21 protein-coding genes are annotated in these 22,471 nt (G+C 61.5%); 16 read left to right on the top strand and 5 right to left on the bottom strand.

Annotation, left to right across the window (positions count from 1 at the left end):
- The first annotated feature begins 113 nt into the window (after positions 1–113).
- The gene (locus tag QD409_RS11710) at positions 114–470 is read left to right on the top strand and encodes a DUF4406 domain-containing protein (RefSeq protein ID WP_092845914.1); all 357 of its coding nucleotides are present in this window, start codon (positions 114–116) and stop codon (positions 468–470) included.
- 147 nt (positions 471–617) lie between these two features.
- Positions 618–1,238, top strand: coding sequence for a glutathione S-transferase family protein (locus tag QD409_RS11705; protein WP_092845912.1), 621 nt, complete (start codon positions 618–620; stop codon positions 1,236–1,238).
- 5 nt (positions 1,239–1,243) lie between these two features.
- Here the strand turns inward: QD409_RS11705 and QD409_RS11700 are convergent, their stop codons facing one another.
- Both QD409_RS11700 and QD409_RS11695 read right to left on the bottom strand, forming a co-directional pair.
- Positions 1,244–1,600: an MmcQ/YjbR family DNA-binding protein gene (locus QD409_RS11700; RefSeq protein WP_092845910.1), complete on the bottom strand. Its 357-nt coding sequence runs from the start codon at positions 1,598–1,600 to the stop codon at positions 1,244–1,246.
- Positions 1,601–1,627: 27 nt separating this feature from the next.
- Positions 1,628–1,813, bottom strand: a complete 186-nt coding sequence (locus tag QD409_RS11695) for a hypothetical protein (protein ID WP_092845908.1) — start codon at positions 1,811–1,813, stop codon at positions 1,628–1,630.
- A gap of 150 nt (positions 1,814–1,963) precedes the next feature.
- On the opposite strand from QD409_RS11695, the gene QD409_RS11690 reads away from it, so the two are divergent.
- On the top strand, positions 1,964–2,860 hold the full coding sequence (locus QD409_RS11690) for a LysR substrate-binding domain-containing protein (protein ID WP_092845906.1): 897 nt from the start codon (positions 1,964–1,966) through the stop codon (positions 2,858–2,860).
- A gap of 6 nt (positions 2,861–2,866) precedes the next feature.
- Here QD409_RS11690 and QD409_RS11685 read toward each other — a convergent pair whose 3' ends face one another.
- Complete coding sequence (locus QD409_RS11685; protein WP_092845904.1) at positions 2,867–3,526, bottom strand: glutathione S-transferase family protein; 660 nt, start codon at positions 3,524–3,526, stop codon at positions 2,867–2,869.
- Between the two features lie 304 nt (positions 3,527–3,830).
- Between QD409_RS11685 and QD409_RS11680 the strand changes: the two genes are divergently transcribed.
- The 7 genes from QD409_RS11680 (at position 3,831) to QD409_RS11650 (ending at position 14,240) form a co-directional block, all read left to right on the top strand.
- On the top strand, positions 3,831–7,304 hold the full coding sequence (locus QD409_RS11680) for an indolepyruvate ferredoxin oxidoreductase family protein (RefSeq protein ID WP_092845902.1): 3,474 nt from the start codon (positions 3,831–3,833) through the stop codon (positions 7,302–7,304).
- An 86-nt stretch (positions 7,305–7,390) separates the two neighbouring features.
- Positions 7,391–8,554 (top strand): isovaleryl-CoA dehydrogenase, encoded by a 1,164-nt coding sequence (locus tag QD409_RS11675; RefSeq protein WP_092845900.1) that lies wholly within the window; start codon positions 7,391–7,393, stop codon positions 8,552–8,554.
- Positions 8,555–8,589: 35 nt separating this feature from the next.
- Positions 8,590–10,197 (top strand): carboxyl transferase domain-containing protein, encoded by a 1,608-nt coding sequence (locus QD409_RS11670; RefSeq protein WP_092845898.1) that lies wholly within the window; start codon positions 8,590–8,592, stop codon positions 10,195–10,197.
- 10 nt (positions 10,198–10,207) lie between these two features.
- Complete coding sequence (locus tag QD409_RS11665; protein WP_092845896.1) at positions 10,208–10,591, top strand: RidA family protein; 384 nt, start codon at positions 10,208–10,210, stop codon at positions 10,589–10,591.
- 9 nt (positions 10,592–10,600) lie between these two features.
- On the top strand, positions 10,601–12,589 hold the full coding sequence (locus tag QD409_RS11660) for an acetyl/propionyl/methylcrotonyl-CoA carboxylase subunit alpha (protein ID WP_092845894.1): 1,989 nt from the start codon (positions 10,601–10,603) through the stop codon (positions 12,587–12,589).
- Positions 12,586–13,455 carry a hydroxymethylglutaryl-CoA lyase gene (locus tag QD409_RS11655; protein WP_092845892.1) on the top strand — a complete coding sequence of 290 codons (870 nt, stop codon included), beginning with the start codon at positions 12,586–12,588 and terminating at the stop codon, positions 13,453–13,455. The genes QD409_RS11660 and QD409_RS11655 overlap by 4 nt, the downstream gene beginning before the upstream one ends.
- On the top strand, positions 13,452–14,240 hold the full coding sequence (locus QD409_RS11650; protein WP_092845890.1) for a crotonase/enoyl-CoA hydratase family protein: 789 nt from the start codon (positions 13,452–13,454) through the stop codon (positions 14,238–14,240). The genes QD409_RS11655 and QD409_RS11650 overlap by 4 nt, the downstream gene beginning before the upstream one ends.
- Here QD409_RS11650 and QD409_RS11645 read toward each other — a convergent pair.
- Entirely contained in the window at positions 14,237–15,607 is a 1,371-nt protein-coding gene (locus QD409_RS11645; RefSeq protein ID WP_092845888.1) for a TIGR03808 family TAT-translocated repetitive protein, read from the bottom strand. The genes QD409_RS11650 and QD409_RS11645 overlap by 4 nt on opposite strands.
- Positions 15,608–15,825: 218 nt before the next feature.
- Here QD409_RS11645 and QD409_RS11640 point away from each other — a divergent pair, with 218 nt between their 5' ends.
- The 4 genes from QD409_RS11640 (at position 15,826) to QD409_RS11625 (ending at position 20,341) form a co-directional block, all read left to right on the top strand.
- On the top strand, positions 15,826–16,596 hold the full coding sequence (locus tag QD409_RS11640) for a carbon-nitrogen hydrolase family protein (protein ID WP_092845886.1): 771 nt from the start codon (positions 15,826–15,828) through the stop codon (positions 16,594–16,596).
- Positions 16,597–16,625: 29 nt separating this feature from the next.
- Positions 16,626–17,636 (top strand): ligase-associated DNA damage response exonuclease, encoded by a 1,011-nt coding sequence (locus QD409_RS11635; RefSeq protein WP_092845884.1) that lies wholly within the window; start codon positions 16,626–16,628, stop codon positions 17,634–17,636.
- The gene (locus QD409_RS11630; RefSeq protein ID WP_092845882.1) at positions 17,636–19,273 is read left to right on the top strand and encodes a cisplatin damage response ATP-dependent DNA ligase; all 1,638 of its coding nucleotides are present in this window, start codon (positions 17,636–17,638) and stop codon (positions 19,271–19,273) included. Before QD409_RS11635 ends, QD409_RS11630 begins: the two co-directional genes overlap by 1 nt.
- 87 nt (positions 19,274–19,360) lie before the next feature.
- Positions 19,361–20,341, top strand: coding sequence for an alpha/beta hydrolase family protein (locus QD409_RS11625; RefSeq protein WP_092845880.1), 981 nt, complete (start codon positions 19,361–19,363; stop codon positions 20,339–20,341).
- Between the two features lie 35 nt (positions 20,342–20,376).
- Here the strand turns inward: QD409_RS11625 and QD409_RS11620 are convergent, their stop codons facing one another.
- Positions 20,377–20,562: a hypothetical protein gene (locus QD409_RS11620; RefSeq protein WP_092845877.1), complete on the bottom strand. Its 186-nt coding sequence runs from the start codon at positions 20,560–20,562 to the stop codon at positions 20,377–20,379.
- A 132-nt stretch (positions 20,563–20,694) separates the two neighbouring features.
- On the opposite strand from QD409_RS11620, the gene QD409_RS11615 reads away from it, so the two are divergent.
- Together QD409_RS11615 and QD409_RS11610 are read left to right on the top strand one after the other, a co-directional pair.
- Complete coding sequence (locus QD409_RS11615; protein WP_167667937.1) at positions 20,695–21,498, top strand: L,D-transpeptidase; 804 nt, start codon at positions 20,695–20,697, stop codon at positions 21,496–21,498.
- A gap of 162 nt (positions 21,499–21,660) precedes the next feature.
- The gene (locus tag QD409_RS11610) at positions 21,661–22,392 is read left to right on the top strand and encodes a L,D-transpeptidase family protein (protein WP_092845875.1); all 732 of its coding nucleotides are present in this window, start codon (positions 21,661–21,663) and stop codon (positions 22,390–22,392) included.
- The last annotated feature ends 79 nt before the right edge of the window (positions 22,393–22,471 follow it).

The following is a 22,471-nucleotide window of genomic DNA, read 5'->3' as shown; positions in this document are numbered from 1 at the left end:
ACGAAATTTCATGAATATTCGTGAATCTATCAGAATAGATTCGACATTCAAGAAAATATACGCATATTCGTGCAAATTCCTGCAGGAAGCAGGAGGAAAAATGGAGAAATGACATGTTGATCTTGATCGCCGGGCCCTATCGTTCCGGCACCGGGGACGATCCGAAGAAGATGGCCGAGAACCTGAAGTGCCTTGAGGAGCCGTCCTACGCTCTGTTCAAGGCCGGGCACTTGCCGATGATCGGCGAATGGGTCGCCTTGCCGGTCTGGCATGCCGCCGGCGGCAAGAGCATCGGTGACGATCTCTATGAGGAGATTTTTCATCCGACGGCCGGTCGTCTGCTGCAGCTTTGCGAGGGCGTTCTGAGATTGCCGGGCGATTCCAAGGGCGCCGACAACGATGTCCGCATCGCCCGCGAACGCGGTATTCCCGTCTGGCACAGACTGGAGGACGTACCCGGCTGCGCCTAAACCGCCGGCAGCCCATTCTCGCGACCCGTGGGGGTGGGCATGCCGCTTGATCGATCAAAACCTTTTGTAGAAGGTATCAGCATCGGCCACTTCCGTATTGGCTGGGTTGCCTTTAGCTTCCCGTCGGATCCAATCGAGGAACGGAACATGCTGACATTCTATTTTGCGCCCGGAAGCTGTGCTCTCGCCAGTCTCATCGCTCTGGAAGAATCCGGTCTCGCCTATGAGCCCCGGCGCCTCAACCTCGCCAATGGCGATCAGCGCCAGCCGGATTATCTAGCCGTCAACCCCAAGGGCCGTGTGCCGGCACTGGTGACCGACAAGGGCGTCATTACGGAAAACGTTGCGATTCTGGCTTACGTTGCCCAGATCGTGCCTGCCGCAAAGCTGGCGCCGCTCGATGATCCCTTCGAGTTCGCCCAGATGCAGGCCTTCAACAGCTATCTATCGTCCACGGTGCACATCAACCATTCGCACAAGGGGCGTGGTTATCGCTGGACGGACGATGCCGCTGCCATCGAGACGATGAAGGCCAAGGTGCCGCAGACCATGACGGAGAGCTTTGCCCTCATCGAGGACAAGATGCTGAAGGGGCCCTGGGTGATGGGCGATCAGTATACGGTCGCTGACGGCTATCTCTTCACCATGGCAAAGTGGCTGCCGGGAGACAATGTCGATCGCGACCAGTTCGCGAAGGTAAGCGCCCACTATGCGCGCATGCTCGAGCGTCCGGCTGTCAAGAAGGCGCTTGCCGTCGAAGAAGGCTGATCGTCTCAGCCAAATGCTGCCAGAAGTTTTTTCGGGGCGCGGTATCGCCACGCCTCGATCAAACGCAGCTCCAGCTCCTCATCTCCGATCGCACCTATGCGCAGGGGAAGGGAAGGCCAGCCGACATAGTGATCCGTCTGGAAATAGATCTCCGGCGCCATTTCCATCAGTTGTTCCTTGCGGTCGATCGGCAGCGACAGCACGACGGTCTCGTTGTTCTTCACCGTCACGAACGCCTTGCCGCCAACCTTGAATGCCGGGAGGCCGTAATGTGCTCCAGGTTCGACCCCCGGCAACCGGGCTTGCACCACGAGCCTGTTCAGTCGTTCCGCGATGACATCCATATCGACGTTTGAGGACATGTTCGCTCCAGAGGCGTAGGGTCTCACCTAAGCGCATTCTTCCGGTTGAACGGCTCTTTTGTCCATAGACCGGCCGAGATTTTCCGGCATGAGCGGCAGGTCGGCGAGTTCTTCGAGCGACATGGCCGCGAGCATGGGGTGCTGCAGCGGATCGTCTTCCCGCCTGCGATTTTCATCCAGCAAGTGATTGAAGAAAAGCTTCAATATAGACATGACATGCCTCCTGAGATTTTCCGCATCGATGCAACCATGAGGGCATCAGCCGGTGGGGTGGCGGCAGGTTTCAATTCCATGCTGTAATAATCGCGCTTGTTTGTGCCGTGCGCAATTGAGAATGACGAGATGCTGATATAGATATTCTATATGAGAAATCTCAACAGCGTACATTTGAACGGCCTTCGAGCCATTGAAGCGGTCGGACGACTAGGGTCGCTGCAGGCGGCTGCCGACGAATTGGGCGTGACGATAGGTGCCGTCAGCCAGCAGGTCATCAAGACCGAGGCGCAATTGGGCCGGCCGCTGTTCGAGCGTACGTCCAAGGGCATGGCGGTCACCGAGGCGGGAGTCGTGGTGCTGGCGCGGCTTGAAGAGGGTTTCAAGGCGTTGTCGGCGGCCGTGGCGGTCGCGCAGCATCGGGACGACAATATCCTCACCATTTCGGTTGCGCCGGTTTTCGCGGCTCGCTGGCTGGTGTACCGGCTCGATCGCTTCGCCATCCGCCATCCGGATATCCGGCTGCGCATCGATGCCACCACGCGGCTGATCAATCCGGCGACGTCGGATGTCGATATCGGCATTCGGGTCGGCAACGGGCAATGGCCTGATGTCAAATCCGAGCTATTGCTGGCGCAGGAAGTGTTCCCCGTCGTCACGCCGCAGATCGCCGCCACGCTCCGGCAGCCTGCCGACCTTCTGAAAGTCCCCGCAGTCATTGACGGACATGCGATGTTCGGTTGGGAGATCTGGCTGCGCGAGGCCGGATTGTCAGGTCATTGTATGGAGGAACGGCATATCTTCAACGACGCGTCGCTCTGCCTCGATGCCGCCATGGCCGGCCAAGGAACCATGCTCGCCTGGCAAACGCTCGCAGCCTATGCGCTGCAGCAGAAATGCCTCGTCGACCCTTTCGGCATCCGCGCCAGGACAGGCTTCGGCCACTATTTCGTTGCGGCCGAAGGTGTGCGGGAGCCGAAAAAGGTCACCGCTTTCAAGGCATGGATCCGCGAAGAAATGGAAGAGAGCATGCGTCTCTTCCGATAGTCTCTATCAGACCGGCTCTTTGCCGCGGGTTGCCTGCATGGCCCTATAGGCGTCGCGCGACTGGCAGCGCTCGATCCACGTCTTCACCGCAGGATGGGCGTCGAAGAGCTCCTGTTCTGTCTGGGCGTAGCGCAGCACTTCCGCGAGATTGAGGTCGGCGACGGTGAAGCGGCCTCCGACAAGATGCTCGTGATTCTGGAGGTGCTTTTCCAAGACATCGAGCGGCCTTTTCAGCGAGCGGCAGGCGACTGCGATGCCGGCCTTGCCAGGCTCGCTGTTTTCCTGGGCATTGTCATAGATGCGCACAAGCGCGACGCTGTAGGGCTCGACTTCCGTCGCGGCCCACATGGTCCACATCGACATCAGCCCTTCCTCTTCGACCGTCTTGCCGGCCAGCGGGCCGCCATATTTGCGGGCGAGGTAGAGGTTGATGGCAAGCGATTCATGCATCATGAGATCACCATCCTTGATGCAGGGGATCATGCCCATCGGATTGACCGCCAGAAATTCCGGCGACAGCGTGTTGATAGGCGCATCGGCGGCGAGCGGATTGGCAAGCCGGCTCCCCTGGATGACCGGCACGGATTTGAACTCGATGCCGATCTCCCTAGCCATCCAGTAATTGCGCGCGGCGCGCGAGCGATAGACACCGTAGATCGTCAGCATGTGAGGTCTCCCAGATTCGAGTTGGCGCGACATTATTGGGCGAGTTGCGGGAGTAAAAGGCCTTGGCGCTGATATCTCCGATGAAAGCTTGTGATGGATGGCAGTACCGCTTGTTCCGTAAGCACGAAAACATCTGCCAACCGGCCGAAATCTTTGCAAATCATGCTGCGGAGGCCTAGCCTTCGTTCGGAAATTAGCGTCGGTGCATGTTACCGTTCGATCACGGCTTTCGTCGGATGCGGTAGGAGGCATCCGGTGAAATGCATATGGGCAATCGGTGACTGCGATCTCGGGAGGAGAGCAGATGCTTGCGACCGGCGTTTCGCTAGACGACAAATATAAGGCAGAGGACGGCCGCGTTTTCATGACAGGCCTGCAGGCGCTGGTGCGGCTGCCCATGACCCAGATGCGGCGGGACCGCGTCGCCGGCCTCAACACGGCCGCCTTCATTTCCGGTTACCGCGGCTCACCACTTGGCGGTTACGACCAGCAGCTTTTGAAAGCGCAAACTTACCTCGACGCGCATGACGTCACCTTCCAGCCTGGGATCAACGAGGACCTTGCTGCAACGGCCGTCTGGGGCTCGCAGCAGGTCGGCCTTTCGCCAGGCGCCCGCAAGGATGGCGTGCTCGGCATCTGGTACGGCAAAGGCCCTGGCGTCGATCGCTCCGGCGATGTGCTGAAGCACGGCAATGCGGCCGGCACTTCGAGGCATGGCGGTGTCCTCTGTTTTGCCGGCGACGATCATTCTGCCAAATCCTCGACCATCCCGCATCAGACCGACCATGATTTCATGTCGGCGCTCATTCCGGTTCTCTATCCCTCATCCATCCACGAATTCCTGGAATATGGCCTGCTCGGCATCGCCATGTCGCGCTATTCCGGTTGCTGGGTCGGCATGAAATTCATTGCCGACACGGTCGAAACGACCGCAGCCGTGGATCTCTCGGGCGAAAAGCGGCAGTTCGTCCTGCCGACCGATTTCGAATTGCCGTCCGGCGGCCTCAATCTGCGCTGGCCCGATCCGCCGCTGATCCAGGACGATCGCCTGCAAAACTACAAGGCCTATGCCGCTATCGCCTTTGCCCGCGCCAATCGCGTCGACGAAGTCACGCATGACGTGCCCAATGCCCGCTTCGGCATCATCTCCTCCGGCAAGGCCTATGAAGATGTGCTGCAGGCGTTGCGCGAGCTCGAGATCGGCCCGAGGGAAATGGCGGCGATCGGCCTGCGTATCCTGAAGGTGCGTATGCCCTGGCCGCTGGAGCCGGAAGCTGTCCGGCATTTCTCGGAAGGGCTGGACGAAGTTCTCGTCGTCGAAGAGCGGCGCGAGATCATCGAAAACCAGATCAAGCAGCAGCTGTTCAACTGGCGCGCCGATGTCCGCCCGCGCATCGTCGGCAAGTTCGACGAGCACGACAAACCCTATCTCAGCCTGTCTTCGGCATTGACCGTCGGCGCCGTTGCCAGAGCCATCGCCGGGCGCATCGTCAAGCTCGACCTCGATCAGGGCCTGCATGATCGCATCGCGGCCAAGCTTACCTATCTCGCCGAGCGCGGCCAGATCAGCCGCAGCCATGTGGCGCCGCTGAACCGCACGCCGTTCTTCTGCTCCGGCTGTCCGCACAATACGTCCACCCGCGTTCCAGAAGGCAGCCGCGCCATCGCCGGCATCGGCTGCCACTATATGGTCACCTGGATGGATCGCAGCACCGAGACCTTCACCCAGATGGGCGGCGAAGGCGTGCCGTGGACGGCGATCGCCCGCTATACCGACGAAAAGCACATGTTTGTCAATCTCGGCGACGGCACCTATTTCCACTCCGGCATTCTCGCCATCCGCCAGTCAGTCGCCGCGAAGGTCAACGTCACCTACAAGCTGCTCTACAACGATGCCGTCGCCATGACGGGTGGCCAGCAGATCGACGGCCATTTGACGCCGCAACTGGTGACCAAGCAGCTGCATGACGAGGGCGTCAAGCCGATCTACCTGTTGTCGGACAATCCCGACGCCTATCGCGCTGCCGAGCTGGCGCCTGGTGTCAAGATACTGCATCGCGACCATATCGATCAGGTGATGCTGACGCTGCGCGAGACCGAGGGCTGTTCGGCGATCGTCTACGTCCAGACCTGCGCGGCCGAGAAGCGCCGCCGCCGGAGCCGTGGGCTGATGGAGGATCCGGCCAAGCGCGTCTTCATCAACTCGGCCGTTTGCGAGGGCTGCGGCGATTGCTCGGTGCAATCCAATTGCATCTCAGTGGAGCCGCTTGAGACGGAATTCGGCCGCAAGCGCCAGATCAACCAGTCGAGCTGCAACAAGGATTTCTCCTGCGTCAAAGGCTTCTGCCCGTCCTTCGTGACCGTTCATGGCGGCAAGCGCCGCAAACGAAAGGCTCTGGAGCATGCGGATATCGAAGTGCCGATGCCCGAAATCCCCGCCATCGGCGAGCGGCCCTGGAACATCGCAATTGCCGGCATCGGCGGCACTGGTATCTTGACCATCGGTGCCATCCTCGGCATGGCCGCGCATCTCGACGGCAAGGTGCCAATGATCCTCGATATGGCCGGCCTCGCCCAGAAGGGCGGCTCCGTCATGAGCCATCTGCGCATCGGTCACAATGAGGCTGATGTCACCTCGTCGCGCATCGTCAACGGCGGTGCTGATCTGCTGTTATCAGCGGATGAGGTTGTGGGCGCCTCCAAGGATGCGATTACGCTCTGTTCATCGATGCGGACCACTGCCATCGTCAACACGGGCCTGATGCCGGTTGCCGATTTCGTGCGTAATCGCGATTTCGATTTCAAGGCCGGCTCGGTTCAGCAAGCAATTGCCAAGACGGTCAGCGACAGATCCGTCTTCCTCGATTTCAACCACGTGGCAACCGAAGTCACCGGTGATGCCATGTCGACCAACATCCTGCTCACCGGCTTTGCCTGGCAGCGTGGCTTGCTGCCGCTGTCGCTGGAGGCGATCGAAAAGGCGATCGAGCTCAACGGCGTCGCGGTCAAAGCCAGCCTTTCCGCTTTCCATTGGGGCCGGCTTCTCGCGCATGATCCGCAGGCCGTGGAGGCCATGATCGCCGAGCCGGATGCCGGCAAGACGCTGGCGGGCATGAGCCTCGATGAACTCATCAAGCATCGCAAGGCACATCTGACTGCCTATCAGGACAGCGCGCTTGCCGAGCGCTATGCCCGTTTCGTGGCTCATGCCAATGCCTTGGCAATCAGGGAGCGGCTTTCGGACAAGGTGCCTTTTGCCGTTGCTGTCACCTATGCGCGGGTTCTGGCGTATAAGGATGAATACGAGGTCGCCCGTCTTCTGACGGATCCTGCGTTCGAGGCACAACTGCGGGAGGAGATGGAAGGCGATTTCAAGCTGGCCTTCAATCTAGCTCCGCCGATCCTTGGCGGAAAGGATCCGAACGGCCGGCCGAAAAAGCGCGAATTCGGCGCCTGGATCCTGCCGTTGCTGCGCGCCCTTGCGCCGATGAAGCGGCTGCGCGGCACCGTCTTCGATCCCTTCGGCTATATGGAAGAGCGTCGGGCGGAACGCCGCCTGATTGCCGAATACGAAGGGATTGCCGGGCGTGTACTTGCAGGTCTGCGCCACGACAACGAAGCCGAGGCTCTTGTCCTCCTCTCGTTGTTTGACGAGATAAGAGGCTTCGGCCCGGTCAAGGAAGAGGCGGTCCGGAAGATCATGGCGAAGATCGCGGACAAGATGAAGGCCTATGAGACGCCGCAGGAGAAGCAGCAAGTGCCGGCCAATGCCGCATGACGGTTAAGGCAGGCGCTTGAAGCGGGCATAAAGAGATATACGTTCACAAGGATCGGACGTTTGCGACGGTCGGGAGGAGAAGCCGGATGTTTGCAGGGGGATTGAACTTCGCGCTCGGGGAGGACATCGAGGCACTGCGCGAGCAGGTGCGCCGTTTTGCCAACCACCGAATCGCGCCGATCGCTGATGAGATCGATCGTAACAACGGCTTCCCGATGCATCTCTGGAAGGAGATGGGCGATCTCGGCTTGCTCGGGGTCACCGTCGATGAGGCCTTTGGCGGCGCCGGCCTCGGCTATCTCGCCCACACGGTTGTCATGGAAGAGATCAGCCGCGCTTCGGCTTCCGTCGGCCTGAGCTATGGCGCCCATTCCAACCTTTGCGTCAACCAGATCCATCGTAACGGCACGACGGCGCAGAAGGAGCGCTATCTTCCGAAGCTGATCTCCGGCGAGCATGTGGGCGCCTTGGCCATGTCGGAACCGGGCGCCGGCTCCGATGTCGTCTCCATGAAACTCCAAGCCGAAAAGCATGGCCATCACTATGTGCTGAACGGCAGCAAGATGTGGATCACCAACGGTCCCGATGCCGATGTCCTCGTCGTCTATGCAAAGACCTCCCCGGATGCCGGCCAGCGCGGCATCACCGCCTTCCTCGTCGAAAAAGGCTTCAAGGGGTTTTCCGTCGGACAGAAGCTCGACAAGCTCGGCATGCGCGGCTCCCACACGTCGGAACTGATCTTCGTCGATTGCGAAGTGCCGGAGGAAAATGTTCTGGGCCAAGTCGATGGTGGCGTTCGCGTGCTGATGTCGGGTCTCGATTATGAGCGCGTTGTGCTGTCGGGCGGCCCCGTCGGCATCATGGCCGCCTGCATGGATGTGGTGCTGCCCTACATGCATGAGCGCAAGCAGTTCGGCCAGTCGATCGGCGAGTTCCAGCTCATGCAGGGCAAGCTTGCCGACATGTATGTCACCATGAATGCCGCGCGCGCCTATGTCTATGCGGTCGCAGCCGCCTGCGATCGCGGCGAGACGACCCGCAAGGATGCCGCCGGCTGTATTCTCTACTCCGCCGAGAAGGCGACGGCGCTGGCGCTCGAATGCATCCAGGCGCTCGGCGGCAATGGCTATACCAATGATTATCCCGCCGGACGGCTGCTGCGCGACGCCAAGCTCTACGAGATCGGCGCCGGCACGTCCGAAATCCGGCGCATGCTGATCGGCCGCGAGTTGTTCGGCGAAACGGCCTGATTTCGAATTCCATCTTACTCGACCGGTGAGGCCGTATGACCGTCCTGAAATCAGAGATATCGACGCATTCGGATCGCTTCCGCGACAATCGCGCTGCGTTGCTGGAGGCGATCGGTGTCGCCGAGGCTGCGGCGTCGAAGGCGGCGGAAGGCGGCGGAGCGCAGGCGCGCGAGCGGCATGTGAGCCGCGGCAAGATGTTGCCGCGCGATCGCGTTGCCGGCTTGATCGATCCCGCCACGCCGTTTCTGGAGATCGGCGCGACGGCAGCTCATGGAATGCACGGCGATGAGGCCCCAGGCGCCGGTCTGATCGCCGGCATCGGTCGTGTCTCCGGCCGCGATTGCATGATCGTCTGCAACGATGCCACGGTCAAAGGCGGCACCTACTATCCGATCACGGTGAAGAAGCACCTGCGGGCTCAGGAAATCGCCGCAGAAAACAATCTTCCGTGCATCTATCTCGTCGATTCCGGCGGCGCCAACCTGCCGAACCAGGACGAGGTCTTTCCGGATCGTGATCATTTCGGCCGCATCTTCTACAATCAGGCCAATATGTCGGCGGCCGGCATCCCGCAGATTGCCGTCGTCATGGGCTCCTGCACGGCGGGCGGCGCCTATGTGCCTGCTATGTCGGACGAAACCATCATCGTCGAGAAGCAGGGGACGATCTTCCTTGCCGGTCCGCCGCTGGTCAAGGCGGCGACAGGGGAAGTGGTCTCGGCCGAGGATCTCGGCGGCGGCGATGTGCATACGCGCCTCTCCGGCGTAGCCGATCATCTCGCCCGCGACGATGCCCATGCGCTCGCACTCGCCCGGCAGGCGGTCGCCAATCTCAATCGCCGCAAGCCTGAGAGTGTCGAGCTTCGCACGCCGGAGGCGCCGCTCTACGATCCCGAGGACATTCTGGGCATCGTCCCCTCCGACCTGCGCACGCCCTATGACGTGCGCGAGGTCATCGCCCGTATGGTGGACGGCTCCCGCCTCGATGAGTTCAAGGCGCGCTACGGCACAACGCTGGTCTGCGGCTTTGCCCATATCCACGGCATTCCCGTCGGCATCATCGCCAATAACGGCGTGCTCTTCTCGGAGTCGGCGCTGAAGGGCGCGCATTTCGTCGAGCTTTGCTCACAGCGCAAGATCCCGCTGGTCTTCCTGCAAAACATCACCGGCTTCATGGTCGGCCGGAAATACGAGACCGAGGGCATCGCCAAGAACGGTGCGAAGCTGGTGACGGCCGTTGCGACCACCAAGGTTCCGAAGGTCACCATGTTGATCGGTGGCTCCTTCGGTGCGGGCAACTACGGCATGGCCGGCCGTGCCTATTCACCGCGCTTCCTCTGGACATGGCCCAACAGCCGTATCTCGGTGATGGGTGGGGAGCAGGCGGCGGGCGTGCTCGCCACGGTGCGCGGAGAGGCGCTGGCCCGCGCCGGCAAGCCCTGGACGAAGGAGGAGGAGGCCGCCTTCAAGGCGCCGACCCTCAAGATGTTCGAAACCCAGAGCCACCCACTCTATGCCTCGGCCCGCCTCTGGGACGATGGCATCATCGATCCGCGCAAGAGCCGCGACGTGCTGGCTCTGTCGCTTTCAGCAGCACTCAACGCGCCGATCGAAGACACGCGCTTCGGTCTATTCAGGATGTGAGGAGATGGAAATGAAACGCGATGCCATCAATGCCAAGAATGCGCCGCAGCCGCGCGGCGGCTACGCACAGGCCGTGAAGCTCGAGAATTTCGAGCGATTGCTGTTCGTCAGCGGCCAGATTCCGACCGATGTCGACGACACCTTGCCGGAGGGCTTTCAGGCACAGGCTCGTCAGGTCTGGCACAACATCGACGCCCAGCTGAAGGCGGCCGGTATGAGCAAGGACGATATCGTCAAGGTCACCACCTTTCTCGCCGACCGTCACCACACGATGGTGAACCGCGAGATCCGCAGCGAATATTTAGGCTCGCTCACGCCGGCCATGACGGTAGTGATCGCCGGCATTTTCGATACCGCCTGGCTGCTCGAAGTCGAAGTCATTGCCGCGCAATAGGGTCTGCCGATGTTCTCGAAGATATTGATCGCCAATCGCGGCGAAATCGCCTGCCGGGTCGTCCGTACAGCAAGGAGCCTGGGCATCCGCACCGTCGCCGTCTATTCCGACGCCGACAGGGATGCCTTGCATGTGGCGCTGGCCGACGAGGCCGTTCATATCGGTCCGGCGGCGGCGAGCGACAGCTATCTTTCGAAGGAAAAGATCATTGCGGCTGCTGAGCGGACGGGCGCCGAAGCCATCCATCCCGGCTACGGTTTTCTCTCGGAAAACGCCGATTTCGCCGAGGCGGTCGAGGCTGCAGGTCTGGTCTTCATCGGTCCGTCGCCGGCTTCGATCCGGGCCATGGGGCTCAAGGATGCGGCCAAAGCACTGATGGAGCGGGCCGGCGTGCCTGTCGTTCCCGGTTATCACGGCGATGGGCAGGAGCCCGGCTTTCTTGCCGAACAGGCTGATGGCATCGGCTTTCCCGTTCTCATCAAGGCGCGGGCGGGTGGCGGCGGCAAAGGCATGCGCCGCGTCGACCGGACGGAGGATTTCGGTGCCTCGCTGGAAGCGGCGAAGCGCGAGGCGAAATCCGCCTTCGGCGACGACGCCGTGTTGATCGAGAAATATCTGATCAAGCCGCGCCACATCGAGATCCAGGTCTTTGGGGATTCCCGAGGCAATGCCGTGCATCTTTTCGAGCGCGATTGCTCGCTGCAGCGCCGGCACCAAAAGGTGATCGAGGAGGCGCCGGCACCCGGCATGACGCAGGAGATGCGTAGCGCCATGGGCGAGGCGGCAGTTCGCGCCGCTCGTGCAATCGATTATCGCGGCGCCGGCACCGTCGAATTCATCGCCGATGTTTCCGATGGCCTGTCGCCGGATCGCTTCTTCTTCATGGAGATGAATACGCGGCTGCAGGTCGAACACCCCGTCACCGAGGCGATCGCCGGCGTCGATCTTGTCGAGTGGCAATTGCGCGTTGCGAGCGGCGAGCCTCTGCCGAAGACTCAAGGTGAGCTTACTATAAATGGCTGGGCCTTCGAGGCGCGTATCTATGCCGAAGACCCGTCGCGCGGCTTCCTGCCGGCAACCGGCACGCTCTCGCATCTGCGCTTTCCCGAGGGCGACGTCCGCATCGATGCCGGCGTCCGCGAGGGCGATACCATCACCCCGCATTACGATCCACTGATCGCCAAGCTGACGGTGCATGCATCGGATCGCCAGGCCGCTCTTGCCAAGCTCACGCAAGGCCTGGAGCAGATACAGGTTGCCGGGACCACCACCAATCTCGATTTCCTCATCCGTCTCAGCCGCCGGCCGGATTTTGCCGCCGGCCATCCGGATACAGGACTGATCGACCGGGATGTGGAGGCGCTGACCTCGGCGCAACAGCCTAACGATGCGGCGCTGGCCATCGCTGCGATCGTCGAGGCTGGCGGTTTCGCTCGGCCCGATGCAAGCAATCCCTGGCTTTCGCTCGGCGCCTGGCAGCTTTGGGGCGAATTGAGCCGCCCCGTCACGCTGCATTTCGGCGGTGGGCACATACATTGCCGCGTAGCCGCGAAGGGAAGGGCGCTTTTCAGCGTCGCGCTTGAGGATCGTACCATTCCGGTGCGGCTTTTGCCGGCAGAAGACGGGGCTCGTCGCGTAGAGATTGATGGCCGTCAGTCGAGCGTCACCATCTTCGAAGCATCGAATGGCACGACGCTGTTCATGGATGGGCATACGCACTACTTCCATCGTCACGATCCGCTCGATGGCGGAGAAGAGGCGGCCGCCGGCGGTGACAGGCTGATCGCCCCGATGCCCGGCCTCGTCAAGATCGTCCGCGTTCGCGAGGGCGATGCGGTGGCGAAGGGGCAGGCACTGATCGTCATGGAGGCCATGAAGATGGAGCTGACGCTGACGGCGATGCGCGATGGCATCGTGGAGAGCCTGAACGTCGGCGAAGGAGACCAGACCAGCGAGAGCGCCGTGCTTCTGGCGCTCCGCCCGGAGGATGCTGCATGAGTGATGAACGCTCCAAGCAGGTCACCATCGTCGAGATGGCCCCGCGTGATGGCCTGCAGAACGAAAAGCAGCCGATTGATACCGCGCGCAAGATCGAGCTGGTCAATCTGCTCTCCGACAGCGGCTTCGCCCGCATCGAAGTCACCAGCTTCGTCAGCCCGAAATGGGTGCCGCAGCTTGCCGATGCCGCCGCCGTCATGGCCGGCATAGAACGCAGGCCGGGCGTGCGCTATGCGGCGCTGGCGCCCAACATGCAGGGCTTCGAAGCGGCACTTGCGGCCGGCGCCGATGAAGTGGCGATCTTTGCGTCGGCTTCCGAAACATTCTCGATGCGCAACATCAATTGCTCGATCGCCGAGAGCATCGAGCGGTTCCGACCGGTGGCGGCCGCGAGCCGCGATCGCGGCGTCCCGTTGCGCGGCTATGTCAGCTGCGTCGTCGAATGCCCCTATGAAGGCGCCGTGCCGCCGGAGAGTGCCGCGAACGTTGCCTGGCAGCTGCGAGCTCTCGGCTGCTACGAGATCAGCCTTGGCGACACGATCGGCAAGGGCACGCCCGAGGCGGTCGACCAGATGCTCGCTGCAGTTCTGGGCGAACTCCCCGTCTCAGCACTTGCCGGGCATTTTCATGACACGTCAGGCCAAGCGCTCGACAACATTGCCGTCGCTCTCGATCGCGGCTTGCGCGTGTTCGATGCCGCCGCTGGCGGCCTCGGCGGCTGCCCTTTCGCTCCCGGCGCAAAGGGCAATGTCGATACAGTCGCAGTCCACGATTATTTGACGGCGCATGGCTACGAGACCGGCCTCGACGAGGAAAAGCTTGCCCGCGCCGCCGCCTTCGCCCGTAGCCTCAGGAGTGCCTCATGATGTCGCCGACGATCCATATCGCCACCGATGAACGCGGCGTTGCCCGTCTCACGCTGGCGCGCCCGGAAAAGCACAATGCCCTCTCGGCCGAGATGATCGATGCCTTGACAACAGCGGTCCGCGATCTCGGCAATGACAAGACGGTCCGTGTCGTCGTGCTCACGGGTGAGGGAACAAGCTTTTGTGCGGGCGGCGATCTCGGCTGGATGCGTGCGCAGTTTGATGCAACGCGTGCCGGGCGCATGGTCGAGGCGCGCAGGCTCGCCATGTTGTTCAAGGCGTTGAACGAATTGCCAAAGCCCCTCATTGCCCGGGTCCAAGGCAATGCGTTCGGCGGCGGCATAGGCGTCCTCAGTGTCTGCGATATGGTCATCGCCGCGTCGACGGCCCGTTTCGGCCTGACGGAGGTACGCCTCGGCATCATTCCCGCTACGATCAGCCCCTATGTGGTCGCCCGTATCGGCGAGGCGAATGCCCGCCCGCTCTTCCTTTCCGGCAAGATCATCGATGCCTGGCAGGCGCACGCCGCTGGCCTGCTGTCCCGGGTTGTTGCCGAGGAAGCGCTGGATGAAGCCGTCGAGGCCGAAATCCGCCATTTCCTTTCGGCATCTCCACAGGCTGCGGCGCGTGCCAAGGCGCTGGCCCGCTCGGTCGGCCGGCCGATCACCGATGGCATGATCGACGACGTCGTCGAACAGTTGGCCGATGCCTGGGAAACCGAGGAGGCGAAAGAAGGCATTACCGCCTTCTTCGAAAAGCGTCAGCCGAACTGGCGGCGGGCTTAAACCACTCTGTTGTTCGCGACGGTCAATTGCGGAAATTGCGAGCTTCCGGCGGAGAGATCGCCGGAGGCGGGCTTGTCCCAGCGAAAGCCGACAATCGCGCCTTTCTCCATCTCCTGGAAGAGATTGCTTGAAATGACGGCCGAGCCGGCGCCATCCGCCACCGACACGACGCAGCCGATGCCGGCATGTCTGACGATGTTGCCGGTGGCGACCACATTGCGAAGGTAAGGCCCCCAGCCGAGTTTCAGGCCGCAGAGCGGCGCGTTCTCGATGACGTTGTCGGAAATCAGCGTATCGGCTTCGGCTGATATGCCGATGCCGAACCCACCGTCCTGGGCATAGGGGGCTGTCATAGACAGATTGCGGATGATGTTGCCGGTGACCGTGGCAAGCCGACCACCCTTGTCGAAATTGGTGACGGCAATGCCGTTTGTGGCGACATCGATCAGGTTGTTGTTGATGACAGCGCCTTCGAATTCGAATTCGCAATAGATCGCCGTCTCGCCGGAACGCAGGCACTGGTTGCCCGAGATCTGCACATTCGATGCCGAATTGGCGCGAATTGCGGTGAAGGCGCAATCGGTGATGCGATTGCCGGAGACCTGCACGCCGTCGGCGCGGAAGACATTGATGCCGTTGCCGTTCTGGCCGGTGCCGCCGCCATTGGCGCGGATGCGGGCTATGCGGTTGTCGGTGACGTTGCTGCCGTCCTCCGCCTTGTCCCAGCGATGGATGAGGACGCCGCCATTGCCGCAATCCTCGATGCTGTTGCCTGTCACCTGCAATCCGGTGGATTGGACGGAGTAGATGCCGGCCTCGGCAGCTCCGGAGATCCGGCTGCGTTCGATCCGGCCGCCGCAGCGTTCGAGTTGCATGGCGTGCTTGCGGCTGCCGGCAATCTCGCAATCGTCGATCCGCACATCGCCGACGCCTGCAAATTGCAGGAGGGCTCCCACATAGTCGGCCAGCCATCGATTGCCACCATCGAGAACGAGCCCGGAAAGCTCGATGCGCTTGGCCTTGTCCGCATTCATCAGATAGCCGTCGCCGCCATAGATAAGGCGCGTGGCGCCCGGTACGCCGCTGATGCGGGTATTATCCGGCAGCGTCAGGTTGGACACGGTGTAATTGCCGGGCGGCAGGAACAGCGGCACGTTGCTGCGCGCGGCATTGTCGATCATCGCCTGCAGCTTGCCGCTTTTGAAGTCGCTGGTGCCCGGCGTCGCCTTATAGGCGATAGCGTCGATCGACCCGCGCAGCTCGGCACCGTTGCTTCTGGCAAGCGGCGCAGCGAAGATGCCAGGCGCAAATAGGCCGGCGGTGGCCGAAGCAGCCAGAGAAGCGAGGAAGGCACGGCGCTGGATCATTACGAACTCCCGAAACGACATTGGCCAAGCAGAAATCGTGCCAGCCAAATCTGTCTCGTTTTGGCACGCCTGGAATCTCAGGCTACGGCTCGCAGACATTTGGCGCCACCGGACGAGCGATAGCTGTCATCTTTCCTTAACCAATCCGGCGCGGACGGCGATCATAGTCCAGTCGGTTGGTGCTAGAGGCGACTCACCACCTATGCTAGTTCTGACGCATGCGGATCGCGGCTTTTCAACGTCTGGCACTTTTCGACGCCGTCGAGCAGACGGCCGAGGTCTTGGCGCGCGATCTGGCCTGGGCCGAAGTGCAGGGCATCGATCTCGCCCTTTTTCCCGAATGTTACCTGCAGGGGCATAGCTATAACAAGGCCACAGCCAAGAGCCGCGCGCTTTCTCTCGGCGATATCAGGTTGAACGCCCTTGTCGGCCGCTTCGCCTCCGGGAAGACGACCGCGATCATCGGTTTTTTCGAGAGGAGAAACGATGCGCTCTACAATAGTGCCTTGGTCGCCAAGGCAGGCCGGATAGTCGGGGTCTATGCCAAGGCTCATCCGCTCGAAATGGGCCGTACGCCCGGAAAGGATTTTCCCGTCTGGGAGGAAGGGCATTGGCGCTTCGGCATCAATATCTGCGCCGATCTGAGATATCCCTATACCTCAAGGCGTCTGGCCCGAAAGGGCGTCGGCCTCATCTGCAATCCCATCAATCTGATGCTCCGGCCCCACAAGGCTGAACTCTGGCACAAGCCAGGCATATCGAGCCTGCAAATATGCGCCAAGCACACGGGATGCTGGGTGATGGCATCGGATGTGGTTGGCAGCAACGATGACGGCTGGGTGAGCTATGGCAGCAGCGCGATCGTCGATCCGAACGGTGTCGTCGTGGCCAAGGCGAAGCCGCATAGCGAAGATGTCCTTGTCTTCGATCTGCCTGATCGACAACCCGAACGCGGATTCGCTCAAAAAGCGGGTCGTATCGCTACCTAATCGTGCAAATCACGCTATCCTCATAAGTCATGAGACCTGACCAGCTGCTTTATCCCGCGCCTGAAGGATTGTTCTGTCCGATCGGCGGCTTCTATATCGATCCCGTGCGCCCGGTCGAGCGGGCGCTCGTCACGCATGGCCATTCCGACCACGCCCGCTCCGGCCACACCCATGTGCTCGCCACGCGCCAGACGCTCGACATCATGCGCATCCGCTATGGCGATGGCTTTGCAGGGTCGGAACAGGCGGCGGCCTTTGGCGAGGTGGTGACGATCAACGGCGTCAAGGTGCAGTTCCACCCCGCGGGCCATGTGCTCGGCTCGGCGCAGATCGCGGTGGAGAAGGATGGGCTGCGCATCGTCGTTTCCGGCGATTACAAGCGCCGGCCGGACCCGACCTGTGCAGCCTACGTCCCTGTTCCCTGCGATGTCTTCATCACCGAGGCCACGTTTGGTCTGCCAGTGTTCCACCATCCCGATCCCATGGCCGAGACACGCAAGCTCTTGGCCTCGCTTCGCCAGTTTCCGGAACGAACGCATCTGATCGGCGCCTATGCGCTCGGCAAGGCGCAGCGCGTCATCCGTCTCTTGCGCGATGCCGGCTATGACAAGCCGATCTATATTCATGGCGCGCTGCAAACGCTGTGTGATTACTATGTCAGCCAGGGTATCGCGCTCGGCGAGTTGCTGCCGGCCACGATCGAAAGCCGGGATCAATCGATCTTCCACGGCGCCGTCGTCGTCGGTCCGCCCTCCGCTTTCCAGGATCGCTGGGCGAGACGGTTCCACGATCCGCTGCCGGCTTTCGCCTCCGGCTGGATGATGGTGCGCCAGCGCGCCAAGCAGCTTGGTGTCGAGCTGCCGCTGGTCATATCCGACCATTGCGACTGGCCGGAACTGACCGAGACGATATCCGATTTGAAGCCGGGCGAGGTCTGGGTCACCCACGGGCGCGAAGAGGCGCTGGTGCGCTGGTGCGAGCTGCAGGGTGTCACCGCCAAGCCGCTGCATCTCATCGGCTATGAAGACGAGGGCGATTGATGAAAGCCTTTGCCGACCTTCTCGACCGCCTGGTGCTGACGCCGAGCCGCAACGGCAAGCTGAAGCTGCTGACCGACTATTTTCGCGATACGCCGGATCCAGACCGCGGCTATGGCCTGGCCGCCATCGCCGGCACGCTCGAGGTGCGCAACGTCAAACCGCCCATGCTGCGTGAGCTAGTCCTTGAACGCATGGACGAGGTGCTGTTCCGTTATTCCTATGATTATGTCGGCGATCTTGCCGAAACGATCTCGCTGGTCTGGGACAAGGAAAGCGACATCGAGCGCCCTCCCGGCGAACAGCCGAAGCTTGGCGAGGTCGTACGCCGCATGAATGCCCTGGGTCGTACCGAGGTGCGCAGCTTCGTCCGCGATCTGCTGGACCGGCTGGATACGTCGGGCCGTTTCGCCTTCCTGAAGCTTGCGACCGGCGCCATGCGCATCGGCGTCTCGGCCCGCCTCGCCAAACAGGCGCTGGCTGAGCTCAGCGACAAGGACGTGACCGAAATCGAAACGCTGTGGCATGGCCTGCAGCCGCCCTATGAAAGCCTTTTCCGCTGGCTGGAAGGGAAGGGCGAGCGGCCGATATTGGCGACGCCGGCGATCTTCCATTCCGTCATGCTCGCCAATCCCGTCGAACCAGGCGATCTCGATGGGCTCGACCCAACGGATTTTGCCGCCGAATGGAAGTGGGATGGCATCCGTGTCCAGCTTTCGCGCTCCGGCGCCACAAGCAAGCTCTATTCCCGTTCGGGCGATGATATCTCCGGCGCCTTTCCCGACATCGTCGATGCGATGAGCTTCGAGGGCGTCATGGATGGCGAGCTGCTGATCGGCGGCACGGTCCGCTCCAACAGCCCGACGCGCAGCTTTTCCGATCTGCAGCAGCGCCTCAACCGCAAGACCGTGACGGCAAAGATGCTGGAGGAATTCCCTGCCTTCATCCGCGCCTACGATCTTCTGTTCGATGGTGCGAAGGATGTGCGCGCACGCGGCTTCCTCGATCGGCGCGAGCGGCTGACGGAGATTGTCGAGGCCGCGCCTCACGACCGCTTCGATCTCTCACCGCTCGTCGATTTCTCCTCATGGGAGGAACTGGACAGGCTGCGCTCATCGCCGCCCGATCCGGTGATCGAAGGCGTCATGATCAAGCGCAGGGACAGTGCCTATCTTGCCGGCCGGGCCAAAGGCCCCTGGTTCAAGTGGAAGCGCGATCCCTACAATGTCGACGCGGTGCTGATGTATGCGCAGCGCGGTCATGGCAAGCGATCCAGCTATTATTCCGATTTCACCTTCGGCGTATGGGCGACGACGCCGGAGGGTGAACAACTCGTGCCCGTCGGCAAGGCCTATTTCGGCTTCACCGATGCCGAGCTGGAGGTGCTCGACAAATTCGTGCGCGACAATACGGTCGATCGTTTCGGTCCCGTGCGGGCGGTGCGCGCCGACCGCGATTTCGGCTTCGTTCTTGAAGTCGCCTTCGAGGGTATCAACCGCTCCAGCCGCCATAAATCCGGGGTCGCTATGCGTTTTCCCCGCATCGCCCGGCTTCGGCCCGACAAGCCTCCTTACGAGGCGGATCGGCTGGAAAGCTTGATCGCGCTGATTGACGCGAAGGCTCCTGTTGTTGATGAATAGCGAAGGGCGATTCCTCACCACAATGTGAGTTGGCCTCGCCTTGCAACCTGTGCAGATTCGAGCCGCCGGGATATTTGGACAGAGCCTATGACCACGTCTGACGACAACACATTTCGTGCCAATCGCCGCGGCGTCCTTGTTGGTCTGGCCGTTACGCTTTTTGCGCCGAACATCGGCAGATCGGCCGATGACAGCACGTCCGGCGGCAAGCCCGCCGATAGCAAGAATGCCGCCGCTGCGGAAAAGGCCGAGGATGCGCCGCCGCTTCTGTCGGGCAATTATAGCAAGGAGCGCCGACTGTTTCGGACAGACTTGGTGAGCAAGGGGCCTGCTCCCGATATCTACGAGCCGCTCGTGACGCCACCCACCGCCGATCAGCTTTTCTATCGCAGCGGTCTTGGCGGCGAACTGGAGCTGGTCGCCTGGGTTTCTAAATACACGCGCGGACGCACGCCGAAACCGGCCGTGATCTTCCTGCACGGCGGCAACGCCATCGGCCAGGGTCATTGGCAGTTGATGAAGCCCTATGTCGAAGCTGGTTATGTCGTGATGATCCCCTCGATGCGGGGTGAAAACGGCCAGAAGGGCAATTTCTCCGGTTTCTATGATGAGGTGGCCGATGTTCTGGCGGCGTCCAACCGGCTGAGGCATCTGCCCGGCGTCGATCCGCATCGCATGTTCCTGGCCGGACATAGCATCGGGGGCACGCTGGCCATGCTGACCGCCATGTCGACCAAGCGGTTCCGTGCAGCCGCACCGATATCAGGTAATCCAGACGCCTATGCGTTCTTCCGACGCTATCCGCAGGATATCCGCTTCAACACCAGGAACCCGCGCGAATTCCAGATGCGCTCGCCGCTTTGCTATGCACATAGCTTCCGATGCCCGATGAAGCTGTTTCACGGCACCGAGGAGGCTCATTTCGACTCGCGCATCGCCCTGCTCGCCAAGCGGGCGACCGCCGCCGGCGTGAAGATGGACGTGGCGACAGTGGCAGGCAGCCATAATTCAGCCCTGCCGGGCGAGATCGAGGATAGCATCCGGTTCTTCCAGAGCGTGGCGGTCTAGTCGGCGTCAGACTGGCGGCTACGCCATCTCATCGATCAGTGCCGCCGCTCATAAAGCGGCTTGAAGGCAATGCCGTCGTTGGTTCGCGGTACCAGCCTTTCCTGGAAATGTTTGCCCTTCAGTGCCCGCTCCGCCCGCTTCAGCCATGTCTTGTGATAATAGGCACGACCGAACTGCCCTGGTCGATGCGAGCGATAATCATGCCATCCTCTGGCTCGCAAGGTCAAATTTCGCGACGGAAAACAGGTGTTTGGTCAATCAGAGCAATATCTTCGCCATCGACGCCAGCCTCGCTCCAGCCGCGCCGGTCATCATGTCGCCGACCCGACATGTGTTCCAACTGGTTTCCGATGATGGCCGATCTGCTGCCCGTTTCCCGCCACCTGCTTGCCGCTGCCGCTTTGGCGACCTTGTCCGCCTGCAGCATCATTCCCGATACCGGTGCGACCGATCCGGATCGGTTCGTGCAGGAAACCTCGCCGATCTTCTATCGCCCGGAAGGTATCGATCCGCAGAGGGTGCAGCGTCTGCCGGTGCAGCCCGTGCCGAAATCGCGTGATCTCTTCCGCACCCAGTTCCATCAGACCTATGGCTTGCCGACCTTCAATCCGGTGCATCAGGCCATGTATGCGCAGAAGAGCGAAGACGACTTCACGCTGCCGGCCATCCCCTACAAGCGCATCGATCCGCGCTTCCTGCGCCAGGAAGTGGATTACAAGACCAATGAACGGCCCGGCACCATCATCGTCGATACCAGGGAGCACTTTCTCTATTTCATCGAGCCGGGCGGCAAGGCCATGCGCTATGGCGTCGGTCTCGGCGCGGCCGGCTATGCCTGGCATGGTAGGGGCGTGATCCAATGGAAGCAGAAATGGCCGCGCTGGACGCCGCCGGCGGAAATGGTCGCTCGCGAACCGCAGATGAAGCCATTGTCGGCCGAGCGCGGTGGCATGAATCCGGGGCCGACCAATCCACTCGGCGCCCGCGCGCTCTACATCTTTCAAAACGGCAAGGATACGCTTTATCGCGTCCACGGCACGCCGGATTGGCAGTCGATCGGCAGAGCGGCTTCGTCCGGTTGTGTGCGCATGCTCAACCAGGACGTGATGGATCTGTACAGCCGAGTGCCTGTGAGGACGGAAATCGTCGTTTTGTAGGGATATTTTACCACAAATTTTCGTGATGTTGCATAAGAGCGATAGCCGGGTTCAACTGCGCTCTTTAGTTTTGTCTCTGTCTCTGCAAACCTCTCGGGGAGCCGAATCAGCTTATGTGTTGCGGGTTCTCGCTTCCTCTTCAACAGGAACTATGCTGTCGACATGAGCCTTCCTTCATCTCTATCCCGACGTAATTTCCTTGCCCTTGCCGGCATCGGTGCTGTCTCGACGCTCGCCGGCTGTGCTTCTGCTGTCGACAACGGTACTGTCGTCAGCCCGGTGCAATATTCCGGTTCGCCCAGACCCTTCCGGACCTGGTTCTCCAGCTATGATGGCGAACAGCCGGATCCGGCGGTAATCTACGCGCCGCTCGATGATGGCGGCTTCCATGTTCCGGCAGTTCCCTATCAGCAGATCGACCAGCGCTTCTATCGTCAGCGCGTCGTTGATCCGACGGGCGAAGCGCCGGGTACGGTGGTGGTCAACACGACGCAGCGCATGCTTTACGTCACCGAGCAGGGCGGCACCGCCATGCGCTATGGCATCGGCGTCGGTCGCGAGGGCTTTGCCTGGCAGGGCCGTGGCGTTATCCAGTGGCGCAAGAAGTGGCCGCGCTGGAACCCGCCGGATGAAATGGTTGCCCGTCAGCCGGAACTCGTCAAGTTCTCCATCGCCAATGGCGGCATGGAACCGGGCCTGAAGAACCCGCTTGGCGCGCGCGCTCTATATATTTTCGAGGACAAGCAGGACTCGCTTTACCGCCTGCACGGCAATCCGGACTGGCGTTCCATCGGCAAGGCCGTTTCTTCCGGCTGCGTCCGCCTGCTGAATCAGGATGTCATCGATCTCTACGATCGCGTGCCGGAGCGTGCGCCGATCCTGGTGACGTCGTAGGAGCGCATCACCGAAGAAGTAGCAGGGCGCCCGGATGTGGCGCCCTTTTTATTTTTGCTGACTTATTTTTGCTGACCGC

Origin of the sequence: Rhizobium sp. BR 315, assembly GCF_050577975.1 — a bacterium.
Taxonomy (GTDB): Bacteria; Pseudomonadota; Alphaproteobacteria; order Rhizobiales; family Rhizobiaceae; genus Rhizobium; species Rhizobium miluonense.
This window is presented reverse-complemented; position numbering and strand designations above follow the sequence as displayed.

Coding starts and splice junctions, on each gene's coding strand:
- QD409_RS11680 (WP_092845902.1), top strand. CDS start 3,831: ATGCTTGCGACCGGCGTTTCGCTAGACGACAAATATAAGGCAGAGGAC.
- QD409_RS11640 (WP_092845886.1), top strand. CDS start 15,826: ATGCGGATCGCGGCTTTTCAACGTCTGGCACTTTTCGACGCCGTCGAG.
- QD409_RS11700 (WP_092845910.1), bottom strand. CDS start 1,600: ATGTCCTCAAACGTCGATATGGATGTCATCGCGGAACGACTGAACAGG.
- QD409_RS11635 (WP_092845884.1), top strand. CDS start 16,626: ATGAGACCTGACCAGCTGCTTTATCCCGCGCCTGAAGGATTGTTCTGT.
- QD409_RS11655 (WP_092845892.1), top strand. CDS start 12,586: ATGAGTGATGAACGCTCCAAGCAGGTCACCATCGTCGAGATGGCCCCG.
- QD409_RS11610 (WP_092845875.1), top strand. CDS start 21,661: ATGAGCCTTCCTTCATCTCTATCCCGACGTAATTTCCTTGCCCTTGCC.
- QD409_RS11710 (WP_092845914.1), top strand. CDS start 114: ATGTTGATCTTGATCGCCGGGCCCTATCGTTCCGGCACCGGGGACGAT.
- QD409_RS11625 (WP_092845880.1), top strand. CDS start 19,361: ATGACCACGTCTGACGACAACACATTTCGTGCCAATCGCCGCGGCGTC.
- QD409_RS11665 (WP_092845896.1), top strand. CDS start 10,208: ATGAAACGCGATGCCATCAATGCCAAGAATGCGCCGCAGCCGCGCGGC.
- QD409_RS11650 (WP_092845890.1), top strand. CDS start 13,452: ATGATGTCGCCGACGATCCATATCGCCACCGATGAACGCGGCGTTGCC.
- QD409_RS11615 (WP_167667937.1), top strand. CDS start 20,695: ATGGCCGATCTGCTGCCCGTTTCCCGCCACCTGCTTGCCGCTGCCGCT.
- QD409_RS11670 (WP_092845898.1), top strand. CDS start 8,590: ATGACCGTCCTGAAATCAGAGATATCGACGCATTCGGATCGCTTCCGC.
- QD409_RS11660 (WP_092845894.1), top strand. CDS start 10,601: ATGTTCTCGAAGATATTGATCGCCAATCGCGGCGAAATCGCCTGCCGG.
- QD409_RS11705 (WP_092845912.1), top strand. CDS start 618: ATGCTGACATTCTATTTTGCGCCCGGAAGCTGTGCTCTCGCCAGTCTC.
- QD409_RS11690 (WP_092845906.1), top strand. CDS start 1,964: ATGAGAAATCTCAACAGCGTACATTTGAACGGCCTTCGAGCCATTGAA.
- QD409_RS11685 (WP_092845904.1), bottom strand. CDS start 3,526: ATGCTGACGATCTACGGTGTCTATCGCTCGCGCGCCGCGCGCAATTAC.
- QD409_RS11675 (WP_092845900.1), top strand. CDS start 7,391: ATGTTTGCAGGGGGATTGAACTTCGCGCTCGGGGAGGACATCGAGGCA.
- QD409_RS11645 (WP_092845888.1), bottom strand. CDS start 15,607: ATGATCCAGCGCCGTGCCTTCCTCGCTTCTCTGGCTGCTTCGGCCACC.
- QD409_RS11695 (WP_092845908.1), bottom strand. CDS start 1,813: ATGTCTATATTGAAGCTTTTCTTCAATCACTTGCTGGATGAAAATCGC.
- QD409_RS11630 (WP_092845882.1), top strand. CDS start 17,636: ATGAAAGCCTTTGCCGACCTTCTCGACCGCCTGGTGCTGACGCCGAGC.